This window comes from Trueperella bernardiae, from assembly GCF_030246965.1.
Classification (GTDB): Bacteria; Actinomycetota; Actinomycetes; order Actinomycetales; family Actinomycetaceae; genus Trueperella; species Trueperella bernardiae.
The window spans coordinates 1,782,698-1,796,772 of record NZ_CP127099.1; the positions used below are offsets into that span (position 1 = coordinate 1,782,698).

General features: G+C 66.1%; 13 protein-coding genes. 3 read left to right on the plus strand and 10 right to left on the minus strand.

The features are described from left to right. Positions 1–126: 126 nt before the first annotated feature. From QPC17_RS08170 to cysS, 4 genes are all read right to left on the minus strand, one after another. Positions 127–1,488 (minus strand): uracil-xanthine permease family protein, encoded by a 1,362-nt coding sequence (locus tag QPC17_RS08170; RefSeq protein ID WP_062613177.1) that lies wholly within the window; start codon positions 1,486–1,488, stop codon positions 127–129. A 286-nt stretch (positions 1,489–1,774) separates the two neighbouring features. Further along, complete coding sequence (locus QPC17_RS08175; protein ID WP_062613085.1) at positions 1,775–3,043, minus strand: hypothetical protein; 1,269 nt, start codon at positions 3,041–3,043, stop codon at positions 1,775–1,777. Positions 3,044–3,107: 64 nt separating this feature from the next. Next, entirely contained in the window at positions 3,108–4,094 is a 987-nt protein-coding gene (rlmB, locus tag QPC17_RS08180; protein WP_285347218.1) for a 23S rRNA (guanosine(2251)-2'-O)-methyltransferase RlmB, read from the minus strand. After that, positions 4,078–5,502 (minus strand): cysteine--tRNA ligase, encoded by a 1,425-nt coding sequence (gene cysS, locus QPC17_RS08185; RefSeq protein WP_068539069.1) that lies wholly within the window; start codon positions 5,500–5,502, stop codon positions 4,078–4,080. Before cysS ends, rlmB begins: the two co-directional genes overlap by 17 nt. Before the next feature lie 231 nt (positions 5,503–5,733). Here cysS and QPC17_RS08190 point away from each other — a divergent pair, with 231 nt between their 5' ends. Further along, positions 5,734–7,089 carry an MFS transporter gene (locus QPC17_RS08190; protein ID WP_062613082.1) on the plus strand — a complete coding sequence of 452 codons (1,356 nt, stop codon included), beginning with the start codon at positions 5,734–5,736 and terminating at the stop codon, positions 7,087–7,089. Between the two features lie 138 nt (positions 7,090–7,227). Here QPC17_RS08190 and ispF read toward each other — a convergent pair whose 3' ends face one another. The 5 genes from ispF to QPC17_RS08215 form a co-directional block, all read right to left on the minus strand. After that, positions 7,228–7,695: a 2-C-methyl-D-erythritol 2,4-cyclodiphosphate synthase gene (ispF, locus tag QPC17_RS08195; RefSeq protein WP_062613080.1), complete on the minus strand. Its 468-nt coding sequence runs from the start codon at positions 7,693–7,695 to the stop codon at positions 7,228–7,230. Between the two features lies 1 nt (position 7,696). Beyond that, positions 7,697–8,458 carry an IspD/TarI family cytidylyltransferase gene (locus tag QPC17_RS08200; RefSeq protein WP_070445775.1) on the minus strand — a complete coding sequence of 254 codons (762 nt, stop codon included), beginning with the start codon at positions 8,456–8,458 and terminating at the stop codon, positions 7,697–7,699. Continuing rightward, on the minus strand, positions 8,458–8,994 hold the full coding sequence (locus QPC17_RS08205) for a CarD family transcriptional regulator (RefSeq protein WP_062613078.1): 537 nt from the start codon (positions 8,992–8,994) through the stop codon (positions 8,458–8,460). Before QPC17_RS08205 ends, QPC17_RS08200 begins: the two co-directional genes overlap by 1 nt. 90 nt (positions 8,995–9,084) lie before the next feature. Next, positions 9,085–9,783, minus strand: a complete 699-nt coding sequence (locus tag QPC17_RS08210) for a response regulator transcription factor (RefSeq protein ID WP_062613076.1) — start codon at positions 9,781–9,783, stop codon at positions 9,085–9,087. After that, complete coding sequence (locus tag QPC17_RS08215; protein WP_062613075.1) at positions 9,780–10,949, minus strand: sensor histidine kinase; 1,170 nt, start codon at positions 10,947–10,949, stop codon at positions 9,780–9,782. Before QPC17_RS08215 ends, QPC17_RS08210 begins: the two co-directional genes overlap by 4 nt. Before the next feature lie 188 nt (positions 10,950–11,137). On the opposite strand from QPC17_RS08215, the gene phoU reads away from it, so the two are divergent. Together phoU and QPC17_RS08225 are read left to right on the plus strand one after the other, a co-directional pair. Then, positions 11,138–11,812, plus strand: a complete 675-nt coding sequence (phoU, locus tag QPC17_RS08220) for a phosphate signaling complex protein PhoU (RefSeq protein ID WP_062613074.1) — start codon at positions 11,138–11,140, stop codon at positions 11,810–11,812. Between the two features lie 347 nt (positions 11,813–12,159). Then, entirely contained in the window at positions 12,160–13,188 is a 1,029-nt protein-coding gene (locus QPC17_RS08225) for a hypothetical protein (RefSeq protein WP_148132185.1), read from the plus strand. A 136-nt stretch (positions 13,189–13,324) separates the two neighbouring features. Here QPC17_RS08225 and QPC17_RS08230 read toward each other — a convergent pair whose 3' ends face one another. Continuing rightward, positions 13,325–14,065 carry a phosphoglyceromutase gene (locus tag QPC17_RS08230; protein WP_062613072.1) on the minus strand — a complete coding sequence of 247 codons (741 nt, stop codon included), beginning with the start codon at positions 14,063–14,065 and terminating at the stop codon, positions 13,325–13,327. Positions 14,066–14,075 lie beyond the last annotated feature (10 nt).

A 14,075-nucleotide genomic window follows, 5' to 3' on the forward strand; every position in this document is an offset into this window, starting at 1 on the left:
TCCGATTAAAAAAACTTGGACGATTTCGGGGTCATAGGCCCATATAGCGAAGATGACCCCGAAATCGTCCAGTAAATTGAAATCGGCCAGCGCCAACATTAACAGGAGCCAGCGCCGCGCCCGCTCCTAGTGCTCCCGCGTCAGGGCACCCGGCTCGAGCTCCGCACCGGCAGGCGCGGAGGCCGGGGTGGCGGGCTCGATCGTCGTGCCACGCCAACGCGACAGGGCCCGCATCGCGTGGTAGATGATGATCGCGGCGAACGAGCCGAGCGCGATACCCTCGAAGGTCATCTCACCCCAGTGCCAGGTGTAGTTCGCGATCGCGATCACCATGGCCACGGCGGCCGTGTTGAGGTTAACGGGGTCGGAGAAGTCCACGCGATTCTGCACCCAGATGCGCACGCCCAGCATGCCGATCATGCCGTACAACACGGTGGCCGCGCCGCCGAGCACCCCCGGCGGGATGGTGGCGATCAGCTGGCCGAACTTCGGCAGCATTGACAGCCCGAGCGCAATAAACGCCGCGATCACGTAGGCCACGGTTGAGTACACGCGGGTCGCGGCCATCACGCCGATGTTCTCCGCGTACGTCGTGGTACCGGAACCGCCGCCCGAGCCGGCGAGCATGGTTGAGACACCGTCGGCGAAAAGCGCGCGGCCGGTCACGTCGTCAAGGTCCTGGCCGGTCATCGCGGACACGGACTTCACGTGCCCCACGTTCTCCGCGATGAGCACAAGCACCACGGGCACGAACAGGCCAAGCAGCGTCACGTCGAAGTCGGGGGCGCGGAACTGCGGCACGCCCACCCAGCCGGCGGACGAGATCGCATCGAAGCTAACCTCGCCGCGCACCACCGCCGTGATGTAACCAACCACCACGCCGATCAGGATCGACAGGCGCCCGATGATCCCCTTAAACAGCACCGTGACCAGCAGGATCGTCACAATCGTCACCACCGCGGTGACCGGCGCCTGCTGCACATTCCCCCACGCCGCCGGCGCCAGGTTAAACCCGATAAGCGACACGATCGCGCCCGTCACGATCGGCGGCATGAGCTTGTCAATCCACCGCGCGCCCGCAAAGTGCACAACGACGCCGACCAGCGCCAGCGCCGCACCCGCCGCGATCACCCCGCCCTGAGCGAGCGACGCCTTCGCCGCGTCGACCGAACCGCCCCCGCCGGCAACGTAGCCGGTCACCGCACCGATCGGCGCAATCAGCGCGAACGACGACCCGAGGTAGGACGGCAACCTCCCCGCCGTCATCAGCAGGAACAAGATTGTGCCCACGCCCGTGAAGAACAGGGTGGTTGCCGGGTCGAACCCCGTGAGCAGGGGCACTAAAAAGGTGGCCCCAAACATGGCCACCACGTGTTGCGCGCCGATGCCGAACGTAATCGGCCACGACAGTCTTTCGTTCGGAAGAACAACCTCCCCCGGCGCGATAGAATGCCCATCGCCATGGAGCTTCCAAGTAAAACCAGCCATACGAGCCTCCAGTGAGTAGACGTCAAGGTGCACGCGAACCCCGTTCACGACCCTGCACGATCGTACTCACCACCACCCCGCACGCGAAATCGTCTCACCATCCGACAAGACGCCCGCCCAAACCTCGGACTCGCGGCCCGGCTTCGCCTGCGCTGGCGGTCGCGCCCGCTTCACGGCGACGCCGCCTGGCTCCCCCCCATCCGCGATGGAACTCTGACAGGTGCGCTAGTGGTGTGCCGTCGCCGATGTCAGAAAAGCGTCGCAAACGCGGGTAAGGGCCACAAGCTCAGCCCTGGCCCTCCTGCCAGTTGTGCATCCGCTTCCAGGTGTCGATCTCGGTTTGCCGCTGGCGCACGAGCTCCGCCGCATACGCGCTGGTCAGAATGCGCGTGAGGCCCGACACCACGGTGCCGCCGCCCAGCAGCGCACGTATCCGCCACGACATTCCCCGCTCCGACCTGCCAAACGCCGAGGCCAGCATTGCCCCGCCGATAGCAGCCTGCGCGGCCGACATCAGCGCCACCGCCCACGGCCGCTCCAAGTACACCTTGCGGTAGGCGCCCGCCACAGTCGGCTCCACGAAGCCCTCGCCGGCGAGCTCAAACGCCAGCCGGTCCTCAAACGCCGCCCCCGCGCTACTGGGCTCGAAGAGTCGCGAGTTCGGGATGTCGGCCAGCTCGCCGTCGCCCTCCAGCACGTCGGCCACCTCGCTGGGCAGCCCGAGCGCATCCACCAGCGCCCGCGGGCCGTCCTCACTGCACAGCGCCTCGCGGATGTCGCCAAACCGGGCCGCAATCACGTCGGCCACCATCTTGCGCGCCACCGCGCCCGCCCCCGTCTCATCGACCACGAACTCGTATTCCTCGGACCCCTGCTCGATCCAGGGGAACACGGGCAGCTCCCCGCTCCAATCCCAGGTTAGATACGAGTTGTCCCGCCGCACGTACAGCGTGGGGCTCTCCTCCGCGTTCCCCGCCGACACCGTGATCTGGAACGACGGCCGCGGGAAAAGCCGCCGCACCGAATCCATGCTCGACTTGGCCACCAGCACCAGGGTCTCCCCCAGCTTGGACACAGCCACCGCCTCGTCCTCCACCTTGACGATGCTGGGCACCTCGGACAGCGGCAGGTCCACGATCACCAGCATGGCGCCCTCGCGGTCAAATGCCGCGTCATGGATATCGGCGTCGCTAACCGGCTCCTCCTCGGAGTCGTCAAACAGCACCTCATGCGAGATGTCCACCGCGCCCAGGTCAATCGGGCCGTGGGCAACCGTGCCGTCGAGCTCCACCTCCACCTTGCGCAGCCGCTCCGACAGCTCCTCCACCAGGTCATTCACCGAGCGCCCGCGGAACACCGTGCCCGTGTCATCCAGCGTGGCAACCCGACGACGCCGGCCGCCCACCGCCACCTCAAACGTGTAGCCGCCCGAACCGTCCGGACGCCCGCGCCCAAGGATGCGTTCATCGGCGAAGAACGCCTCGATGTCGCCATCAGTCACCAGCGTCTGATCGAGCCGATGGATGTGCCCGTGAACTGTTCGCCAAGATGCCATGTCGCCTCCTTTGCCGTCCGGCCTGCCGTCACCTCCCAGCCTATCGCAGGCCTCCGACACATTTTTAGCCCTGCACGTCTTTTCTGTCGGAATCAATTTGGTAGAGCGCAATCCCGGTGGCCACCGCCGCGTTCAGCGACTCCGTGGCCGAATCAATCGGGATCGACACGACGACGTCGCACGTCTCACGCACGAGCCGCGACAGCCCCGCGCCCTCAGACCCCGTCACGAGCACAACCGGAACGTCCGCCATGTCCGCGCCCGCGACGTCGACCTCGCCGTCGCCCGCCAACCCCAGCACGAAGTAGCCCTGCTCCTTGAGCCAGGACAGCGCCCGCACCAGGTTCGTCTCCCGCGCCACCGGCAACCGCGCCGCCGCACCCGCCGACACCTTCCACACCGTGGCATTCACCGACGCCGAGCGCCGCTCGGGAATAAGCACGCCGTCGGCCCGGAACGCCGCCGCCGAACGCATGACCGCACCCAGGTTGTGCGGGTCCGTCACCGAGTCCAGCGCCACGATGAGTCCCGTCCGCCCCGAGCGTCGCCCGAGCTCCACCAGCCGCTCCACGTCCACGTACTCATACGGCGGCACCTCGATCGCCACGCCCTGGTGGACCGCGCCACCCGTCATCATGTCAAGCTCCGTGCGCGTGACCTCCACGATCGCCGTGCCGGCGTCCATCGCGGCGCGCGCGACCTCAGCCACCCGCTCGTCGTGAGACATCGCCCCCACGAGGAACACGCGCTCGTACGGGATGCCGGACTGCACGGCCTCGTAAACCGGGTTGCGGCCCGCCACCAGCTCATACCCCTCCGGCTGGCGCAGATGCCCGCGCAGCTTCGGGCCCTCGGCGCGCTTGGCCGCGGCCTCGCGCTCCTGCTTCTTCTTATACGCCGGGTGGTAGGTGCGGTCCTCCGCCTTCGGGGTGGGGCCCTTGCCCTCGAGCCGCTTGCGGGAGTGCCCGCCCGTGCCCTTGCTCGAGCCCTTCTTCGCGTTCTTGCGCACCGCCCCCGGGCGCCCACGGTGAGCGTTAGCCAAGGTCACCACCGACCTTCCAGCGCACGCCCTCCGCCGAATCCTCCACCGTGATGCCGGCGACCGTCAGCGAATCGCGCAGCGCGTCCGCCCGCGCCCAATCCTTGTTTGCCCGCGCCTCCGCGCGCTCCTCGAGCACCCGGTTGACCAGCGCGTCCAGCGCGTCATGCATCGACGACGACGCATCCGCATGCCGCCACGGCTCCGCCATCGGATCCAGGCCCAGCACGTCGAGCATCGCCCGCACCAGCACCTGCTCCGCGCGCGCCTCCACGTGATCATTGTTCGCCAGAGAGTTGTTGCCGGCCGTCACGTGCTCGTGAATCTGGGCCAGGGCGGCCGAGACGTTGAGGTCGTCGTCCATCGCCTCCGCAAAATCCTCCGGGAAATCATCGTGGCCGAGCGCCGCGATCTCCTCCGCCGGCACCTCGCCCACCGTGTCCACCGACCGCTGCACGAACCCAGTCAGGCGCTCCCAAATCGCGCCCGCCTCGGTGAGTGTGGACTCCGAATACGCCACAGTGGAACGGTAGTGGACCGTGCCCAGCGCCAGACGCACCACCACCGCCGGGTGCTCCTTCACGATGTTCTCCACCGTGAGCGAGTTCCCCAACGACTTACTCATCTTCTCGCCCTCGATCGTCACCCAGGCGTTGTGCATCCAGTACTGCGCAAAATCCCGACCCGCGCCATGCGACTGCGCCTGCTCGTTCTCATGATGCGGGAAACGCAGGTCAATGCCGCCGGCGTGAATGTCGAACTCCGCGCCCAGGTAGCGTCCCGCCATCGCCGAGCACTCCAGGTGCCAGCCCGGCCGGCCGCGCCCCCAGGGTGTCTCCCACGACGCCGTCTCCGGCTCGTTTACCTTCGCCGCCTTCCACAGCGCGAAATCGTGCGGGCCGCGCTTGTCGGTAGCCGCCTCCTCGTCGTCGTGAAGATCGTCCACCGACTGATTCGTCAACGAGCCGTAATCCGGCAAGGACGTCACATCAAAGTACACGTTGCCCGGGTTGCCCACGTATGCATGCCCGCGCTCGATCAGCGTGGCGATCAGGTCAATCATCTCGGGCACGTGGCCCGTGGCGCGCGGCTCATACGTGGGATCCAGCACGCCCAGGTCCCGATACGCCTTGGAAAACTCCTTCTCAAAACGGTAGGCCCACTCCCACCACGGCCGGCCCGCCTCCGCGGACTTCGCCAAAATCTTGTCATCGATATCGGTCACGTTGCGCACCATCGTCACGTCATACCCGCAACGCCGCAGCCACCGCACCAACACATCAAAGGCCAGAGCGGAGCGCATGTGGCCAATATGCGGCGACCCCTGCACGGTCGCCCCGCACAAATAGATGCCCACCTTGCCCGGCTCGATCGGGGTGAACTCGCGCAATGACTTCGTTTTCGAATCAAAAATCTTCACCCCTCCAGACTACCGTCTCCCACCGACACTCGCCCATTTCATCCCCAGCCCTTCGGGCCGCCGACCACACGACGGTGCCCGGGCATCGTCACGCGATGGGTGCAGCTGGCCGGGTGGGCGGCCGTCGTCGGGAAAGCCGGGCGGCACGCGCTGGGCATCGGGCGTGAGAGGCGCGGACGGCGTCGTCGACCTATTTACCAGACAGTAACGAAAACGACGTATGTTAAGACTATGAACCACAACGCGGCGGGCGGCGCAGCCCCAACAACCAAAACACTGACCAAGGACGTCTGGGCCTGGGGGCTGTGGGACTGGGGGTCGGCCGCGTTCAACGCCGTGGTCACCACCTTCGTCTTCACCGTCTACCTCGCCAACGCCGACCTCTTCGGGCCCGACGCCAACCGCCTCCTCGGCTTCGCCCTCGCCATCGCCGGCATCCTCGTAGCGATCGTCGCCCCCGCACTCGGCCAAGCCGTGGACCGCAGCGGCAAACGCGCCACCGTCCTCCGCGTCACCACCACCGCCACCGCACTCATTATCGCCTGCCTCTACTTCGTTATCCCCGGCCAATCCGGGCTATGGCTCGGCCTATTCCTCGTGGCCGCCGGCAACATCCTGTTCGAAACCGGATCCGTCATCTACAACGCCATCATCTCCGACCTCGCAGAACCCCACAATGTCGGGCGCATCTCCGGCTTCGGGTGGGGCCTGGGGTACCTTGGCGGGATCGTCCTGCTACTGATCCTGTTCGTCGGCTTCATCAGCCCCGAGGTTGGCTGGTTCGGCGTCACCAGCAAAGACGGGCTCAACATCCGGGTGGCGATGCTCCTCTCCGCCGCCTGGCTCCTCCTCTTCTCCCTCCCCCTATTCTTCACCCTGTCTAACAAGCCCGCCCGCACAGGCGAACCTCGGCTCGGCGTCATCGACTCCTACCGGCAACTCTTCCACTCCATCGCCGAACTGTGGCGCTCCGACCGGCAGGTAGTGTGGTTCCTCCTGTCCTCCGCCATCTACCGCGACGGCCTCGCCGGCGTCTTCTCCTTCGGCGCCGTGCTCGCCAGCGCCGCGTTCGGCTTCAGCGCCGACGAAGTGATCGTGTTCGGCGTGGCCACCAACGTGGTAGCCGGCATCGCCACCATCGCCTTCGGCTGGCTTGACGACAAACTCGGCGCCCGCGCCGTCATCATCATCTCCCTGACCTCCATGGTCGCCATGGGACTGTGCGTGTTCTTCTTCCACGCCGGGGTGGGGCCGCTCTCACCGAAACAGGTCTACTGGATCTTCGGGCTCGTGCTGTGCATCTTCGTGGGGCCCATCCAGTCCGCCTCCCGCACCTACCTGGCCCGCATTGCCCCGGCCGGCGAGGAAGCAGAGATCTTCGGCCTGTACGCCACCACCGGCCGCGCCGTCTCCGCGCTGGCGCCCTTCATGTACTCCACCGCGATCACCGTGGGCGCCGGGTTGCTCGGCATCGGCGTGGACGAGGCCGCCTACTTCGGCATCCTCGGCATCACGATCGTGCTAGTCATGGGCCTGGTGGCGTTCCTGCCAGTCAAGGCACAGCCGAAGGTTAAGGCGGAGGCTTAGTTCCCGCCCCTGTAGCCAACTAGTGAATCTGAGAGCTCTCATCGCCAAAACCGGCCTTCCCGGCCTCAAACTCATCTGTTCGCTACGGCTTCACCACTGCCTACCCCGGCTCCCAGCTGCCCGCCACCAGTGGGCCGTCTAGACCCTGCTCACCAGCGCCGTGGCGATCGCCGCCAGCCCCTCGCCGCGCCCGGTGAAGCCCATCCGGTCGGACGTCGTGGCCGACACCGCCACCGGCACCCCCACCACCGCGCTCATCGCGGCCTCCGCCTCGGCCTTCCGCGGCGCGAACCTCGGCCGCTGCCCGATGATCTGCACCGAGATGTTCTCCACCTGCCAGCCCGCCTCGCGCACCAGCCGCACCGACTCCGCCAGCAGAGCCTCGCCCGACGCCCCCGCCCACTCCGGGCGGTCCGTCCCAAACACGGTCCCCAGCTCGCCAACTCCGCTCGCCATCAAGATCGCATCACAGGCTGCGTGCGCCGCGACGTCCGCGTCCGAGTGCCCCTCCAGCCCCCGCTCACCGTCCCAGCGCAGGCACGCCAAAAACAGCGGTCGCTCCTCCTCGGTAAACCGGTGGGCATCAAAGGCCGTGGCCACGCGCATGTTAGCGCCCCCTCTTCTCCAGCAACATCTCCGCCACCGCCAAATCCCAGGCCGTCGTCACCTTCATTGCCTCCGGCGAGCCCTCCACGAGCACCACCTCGTGCCCCATGGCCTCCACCAGCGCCGCGTCGTCCGGCGCCGCGCTCAGCTCGTCCGCCCCGCGCTCCCGCCCGGCCCGGTGCGCCTCCCGCACCAGCTCCGTGCGAAAACCCTGCGGCGTCTGCATCGCCCGCAACCGCGAGCGCTCAAGGGTCGCCACCACCGGCTCGACGACGACGCCGCTCCCAGCCGCGTCCCCACCTCCGGCCGCCTCCGGCCCGACCACGCCAGCCCGCCGGTCCCCGACCTCCTTGATCGTGTCAGTCACCGGCAGCGCCGGCACCACGGCGTCATACCCCGCCTCCAACGCGACGCGCACACGGTCAATGACAGCCACGGGCGTCAGCGCCCGTGCGGCGTCGTGAATAAGCACAAAATCGCTGGTCACGGCCGCGAGCCCGTTCGCCACGGACCCCTGCCGCGTCACCCCGCCGACCACCAGCCGCGCGCTCACCCCGCCCGCGGCGAGCGCCTTGTCAAACTCCTCGCGCACCGCATTGCCGGCCGGGATGGTGACAACGACGTCGTCCACGCCCGCCGCGTTCATCCCGCGGATCGCGTGCACCAACAACGGCACGCCGCCAAGCGGCACCAACGCCTTGGGCATGTTGGCGCCAAGCCGCGTGCCCGAGCCGGCGCCCGCGATGACGGCGGCGATCGACATTAGTCCGCTGACTCAGCCGACTCCGGCGTGGCAGCCGTGGCCGCCGACTCCGCGTCGATCCCCATCACTTCATCAAGCAAAACTTCGGCCTCTTCATCCGAGATGTCGCGGGCAAGCGCCACCTCAGACCCCAGGATCGCGCGGGCCTGCGCCAGCATGCGTTTCTCCCCCGCCGACAGGCCACGGTCCACATTCCGACGCGACAAATCGCGCACGACCTCAGCCACCTTGTTCACGTCACCCGACGTCAGCTTCTCACCATTGGCCTTGTACCGGCGCGACCAGTTCGCAGGCTCCTCCACGTCCGTCTCACGCAACACATCAAACACGCGTTCCAGCTGCGCCTCATTCGACACATCGCGCACGCCCACCTGCTCCAGCGCCTCCTGCGGAACCTGAATGATCAGATCGCCCTGAAGGATCCGCAGCGTCAGATACGTGCGGGTCTCACCACGCATCGTCTTCTCTGAGATTTCCTCAATGTAAGCCGCACCGTGGTGCGGGTAAACGACGGTTTCGCCAACTTTGAAGCTCACTGGGGGATCACTCTTCTCTCAATCGATGTCCCCCTATTCTACCATTGCACTTTGCCCGCTCGAGCCCCCAAAGTTTCGCCGAAAAGAAAACTACTGCGCCTCCGGGTTCGACACCAGCTTGTAGCCCAAACCCCGCACCGTCACCAGCGCCTGCGGCCTGGCCGGCTCCACCTCAATCTTCGAGCGGATGCGCTTAACGTGAACGTCCAACGTCTTCGAATCGCCAATGTAGGCCATGCCCCAGACCCGGTCGAGGATCTGCCCGCGGGTCAGCACCCGATCCGGGTTCTCCATGAACAGCTCCAGCAACTCGAACTCGCGCAGCGGCATCGGGATCGGCTCCCCCGCCACACGGACCACATGCGCATCCAGGTCCATCTCGATCCGGCCCACCGTCAGCAACTCCGACGACTCCTCGCGCGCCGGCGCATCCGCCATGCGACGCAGGATCGCGTGCATGCGCGCCACCAACTCCCGGTACGAATAGGGCTTGGTCACGTAATCGTCCGCGCCGATCTCCAGGCCCACCACCTTGTCGATCTCCGCGTCCTTCGCCGTAACCATAATGATCGGCACCTGGGACTGGGCCCGGATCCGCCGGCACACCTCATTCCCCGACAGGCCCGGCAACATGAGGTCAAGCAGCACCAGGTCGATCTCCTCGGAGAACTTCTCTACCGCGGCCAGCCCGTCCGCCGCCGTCTCCACCTCAAAGCCGTCGCGTAACAGGTTAAATTCGAGCATGTCCCGATAGGTGGGCTCATCCTCCACCACAAGAATCCGCGTCATCTCGCGCCCTTCATGTCCACCACCACCTGGCCCTGCGCGCCTTCCGGCACGTAGGCCTCGGGCAGAATCATGGTGAACGTCGAACCCTGCCCCTTCTGACTCCACACCTTGACACGCCCGCCATGCTCGGCCACCACGTGCTTCACTATGGACAACCCTAGTCCGGTTCCACCCGTTTCGCGCGAGCGCGCCCGATCCCCCCGGTAAAAGCGCTCAAAAATCCGTTCACGGCTGCCCTCCGGGATGCCCTCGCCCTGGTCAATCACAGAAATGTGGACCTCCCCGGACTCCGCGCTCACCGCCACCGACACCTGCCCAAAATGGCGCGAGTACCGCACGGCGTTATCGAGAAGGTTCCGCACCGCCGTCGTGAGCAACGCCCGATCGCCATACACCTGCAGGTCCGGCGTGCCACCCGACACGAGCCGCACGTCCCGCGACTCCGCCTCCACCCGCACCCGGTCCAGGGCCTCGGCGACGACGCTGTCAACCTCCACGAACTCCGAATCCGCCAGCGCATTCGCATCCTGGAGGCGCGACAGCTGGATGATCTCCTGCACCAACTGGGACAGGCGCTCAGCCTCCTTCGTCAGCTGCGCCGAAAACCGCCGCACGTGCTCCGGTTCATCCGCCACCTTAGTCAACGTCTCCGACAGCAGCCCAATCGCCCCCACCGGGGTCTTCAACTCATGCGACACATTCGCCACGAAATCCCGCCGCGTCTCCTCCAAACGACGCTTTTCCGTGTTGTCCTCAAACAAAATCAGCACCTTGTCACCCGAAATCGGAGTGGCCAGCACCGACAGGCGCAACTCCGGCGCATCCTCATCCAAGCGCGGCAGCCGCAAATCCAACGCCGACACCTCCCCTGCCGCACGCGCCTCCGCCGCCAAATTCCGCAACTCCTTGCGCAACTGCCCATTCCCGACCAGCCCGTAAGCGTAAGTGATCGACGAAGCCCGCACCACGGCGTCGTCAACATCAATGATGATATGCGACTGCGGCAACGCCGCCAGCACCGCCATCACATCCGAATCATCCACGACAGGCGACGGAACCTCCGCATTCCCGAGGAGCCGCTGCGAAATCTCATAGGCCGCAACCGCCACCACAACCACAAGGATGCCAAGGAAAAACCCCAGCCCGAAACCGAAACCGTCTGCCATGACTCCAAGCGTAAACCATCCCACCGACACTCTTACCCCAACGCCCAAGCTTCCTCCCACCCGTCAATTCCCGTTAACCTTCGCGGTAAACTGTGTTCACCTGAACATGGTGGAATGTCCAAAGGGAGCGAAGCCGCGCCCCTCCACCCGCTCGGGTCACTCAACCGCGGCACACAAAAGGAGTACCGTTGCGCGAACAATTCCGTCAGCAGATGCAAGAACTGTCTGACACCCTCGTCTTGCAAGCAAAGGCCGCCGCGAAAGCCATGAATGGTGCCGCCGCTTCCCTCACGGACGCCAACCTCGCCCTCGCCGAGCGAGTCATCGACGCCGACCACTCCATCGACATGCTCGAGCGCAACATCGACGACATGGGCATCTCCCTGCTCGCTCGTCAGGCCCCGGTCGCCGGCGACCTGCGCACCGTCGTCTCCGCCCTGCGCCTGTCCGCCACCCTCGAGCGCATGGGCGACCTCGCCCGCCACGTCGCCTACGTCGCACGCGGCCGCTTCCCGCAGGCCGTGGTCAAGGGCGAAGTGCAACAGCTCTTCGAGAAGATGGCCACCAAGGCCGCCGAGGTGGGCAACCTCGTGGCGAAACTCGTCGAGACCCAGGACCTCTCCATCGCCGCCCAGATCATCGCCGACGACGACGTCCTCGATGACTTCCACTCCCGCACCTTCGACTACGTCCTCGACGATTCGCTCGACCTCACCCGCCAGGAGATCGTGGACATCATCCTGCTCGGCCGCTACCTTGAGCGGTTCGGCGACCACGGCGTGTCCGTGGCGCACCGCATGCGCTTCCTCGTGACCGGCATGGCGCTGGACGACGAGGAGATGGCCCAGATCGAGGAGTTCTAGGCCCGGCTGGCCAGCTGCCCGGGCTCGAGGGCCGGTTCAGCGCCGGTTCGCCCGCGTGCAGGCCCGGCTCAGCGCCCCGCCGCTGGGTCACCTCGCAAATGCTGTACTAAACCGCAAGATGCGGCACTAAATAACGGTAAAGTAGTGCCGCATCTTGCGGTTTAGTGCCGCATCTGTGGATCGGACCGCGCTCGACAGCCTCGGACACCCACCCCATCCACACGAACCCGTCGCAAAACCTGTCCACAGGCGCGCGATGTGCCGACCCTATCCACATATGGGGGTTGGGCAGCATTCGTCGTCGCCGGAAAACAATATGCTCATGGGCAAACAGGGAAAGGACACCCATGAGCACGCGCCCCCGCCTCGTCTCGCAGCCCACGCCGAACACAGACATTGGGTTGCCCTCGTGGCTCAAGAATGCAGAGGTGCGCTTCTTGCGGATCCGCCAGCAGGGCGTACGGCTCGGCGACCTTCACACCGATGATCACCGCGAGCTTGGCCGGCATGCCACCGCTCACCGTTGGCATCGGCCTTTCCCCGGCTATGTTTGCCCCAGCCCAGATCCGGAAGCCCAGGCGTACGAGCGCGAGCGGACGGCAGCCCTCCACCTCATCGACTACGTCGACCGCCGGCGCACAGACCGAGCGCGCTCCAAACACGTGGCACTGGCCGGGCAGTCCGCCGCGATGCTGCTCGGGTTACCGCTGGTCCACGGGCATCCCAGCTACGTTGTGCGGCAAGTGGGGCCCGCGAGCTCTTCAGGACGCACGGCCAACACCCGCACCTTTCGCTCTCCCGCCGAGCCGGAGACGGTGGAGGTGGCGGGAATTGTGGTGTCGTCGCCGGCGCAGGTGGTGGTTGACCTGGCGCGTTTCGCCACGGTGGAGGATGCACTGGCCTGCGCAAACTTCGTCCTCCACCGCGAGCTCGCAACCCGCGAGCAAATCGAAACGATCGCAGGGCAGCTACAACGGGTCAAAGGGGTGGGGAACATTCGGCGGGTGCTACGGCTGATGGATGGAAGGATTGAGTCGGTGGGCGAATCGCTGACGCTGTTGCGCCTGGACGATTTCTCCCTCCTTCCGGTCAAGCCGCAAGTGTGGGTGCAGTTGCGGGATCGGACGTACCGGCTCGACTTCCTCGACCTCGCCCGCAAGATCGCCTACGAATTCGACGGCAGGGCGAAGATGTTCACACCTTCCATGCTCAAGGACGGCGACGTCCGCGCCGCCATCAGCCACGAAACCGACCGCGACCGCCATCTACGCGCGATCGGCATCGATCCGCTTCACTTGGTGTGGAGCGATGTGAAAACCCGGGAGGGGTTCGAGAACTGGCTCGCGGATGCCCGCGCGCGTGGCGTGAGGATCTAGCGTCGTCGCTACACCCGACCGGACACACTGCGCCCAGATGCAGGGGGGAGAACAGAGGGCGCGGGCAAAAGGGCGGGTGGCCTGGGCCGGCTTCTGCCGTGCTCAGGCCACCCGTGCACACCAGGTTGTAGACCTGCTACTTGCCCTGGTTGGCCACGGCCTCGATGGCGGCCTTGGCGGCCTCCGGGTCGAGGTAGGTGCCGCCCTTCTTGACGGGCTTGAGAGTCTCCTCGTCGAGCTCGTAGTAGAGCGGGATGCCGGTGGGGATGTTGAGGCCGGAGATATCCTCGTCGGAGATCTCATCGAGCATCTTGACAATGGCGCGTAGCGAGTTGCCGTGGGCAGCAATCATCACGGTCTTGCCCGTCTTCAGATCGGGGACGATGGCTTCCTCCCAGTAGGGGAGCAGGCGGGCGATGACGTCCTTGAGGCACTCGGACAGCGGGATCGGTTCGCCGGCGTAGCGCGGGTCCGAATCCTGGGAGTACTCGGAACCGACCTCGATCTCCGGCGGGGCGACATCGAACGAGCGCCGCCACTCCATGAACTTCTCATCCCCGTACTCGTCGCGAATTTCCTTCTTGTTCTTGCCCTGCAGGGCGCCGTAGTGGCGCTCGTTGAGGCGCCAGTTGCGGTGGACAGGAATCCAGTGGCGGTCGGCCGCGTCGAGTGCGAGGTTCGCGGTCATGATCGCGCGGCGCAGCAGCGACGTGTGGAGGATGTCGGGCAGCACACCCGCATCGGTGAGGAGCGTGCCGGCGTGGCTCGCCTCCTTCACGCCCTTCTCCGACAGCGGCACGTCAACCCAGCCGGTGAAGAGGTTCTTTGCGTTCCATTCGCTCTCGCCGTGGCGAACGAGCACCAACTTGTACACCATATTGTTCCTT

Coding starts and splice junctions, on each gene's coding strand:
- QPC17_RS08170 (WP_062613177.1), bottom strand. CDS start 1,488: ATGGCTGGTTTTACTTGGAAGCTCCATGGCGATGGGCATTCTATCGCG.
- ispF (WP_062613080.1), bottom strand. CDS start 7,695: ATGCGCGTGGCCACGGCCTTTGATGCCCACCGGTTTACCGAGGAGGAG.
- QPC17_RS08230 (WP_062613072.1), bottom strand. CDS start 14,065: ATGGTGTACAAGTTGGTGCTCGTTCGCCACGGCGAGAGCGAATGGAAC.
- QPC17_RS08215 (WP_062613075.1), bottom strand. CDS start 10,949: ATGGCAGACGGTTTCGGTTTCGGGCTGGGGTTTTTCCTTGGCATCCTT.
- QPC17_RS08190 (WP_062613082.1), top strand. CDS start 5,734: ATGAACCACAACGCGGCGGGCGGCGCAGCCCCAACAACCAAAACACTG.
- QPC17_RS08210 (WP_062613076.1), bottom strand. CDS start 9,783: ATGACGCGGATTCTTGTGGTGGAGGATGAGCCCACCTATCGGGACATG.
- QPC17_RS08175 (WP_062613085.1), bottom strand. CDS start 3,043: ATGGCATCTTGGCGAACAGTTCACGGGCACATCCATCGGCTCGATCAG.
- QPC17_RS08200 (WP_070445775.1), bottom strand. CDS start 8,458: ATGTCGATCGCCGCCGTCATCGCGGGCGCCGGCTCGGGCACGCGGCTT.
- QPC17_RS08225 (WP_148132185.1), top strand. CDS start 12,160: ATGAGCACGCGCCCCCGCCTCGTCTCGCAGCCCACGCCGAACACAGAC.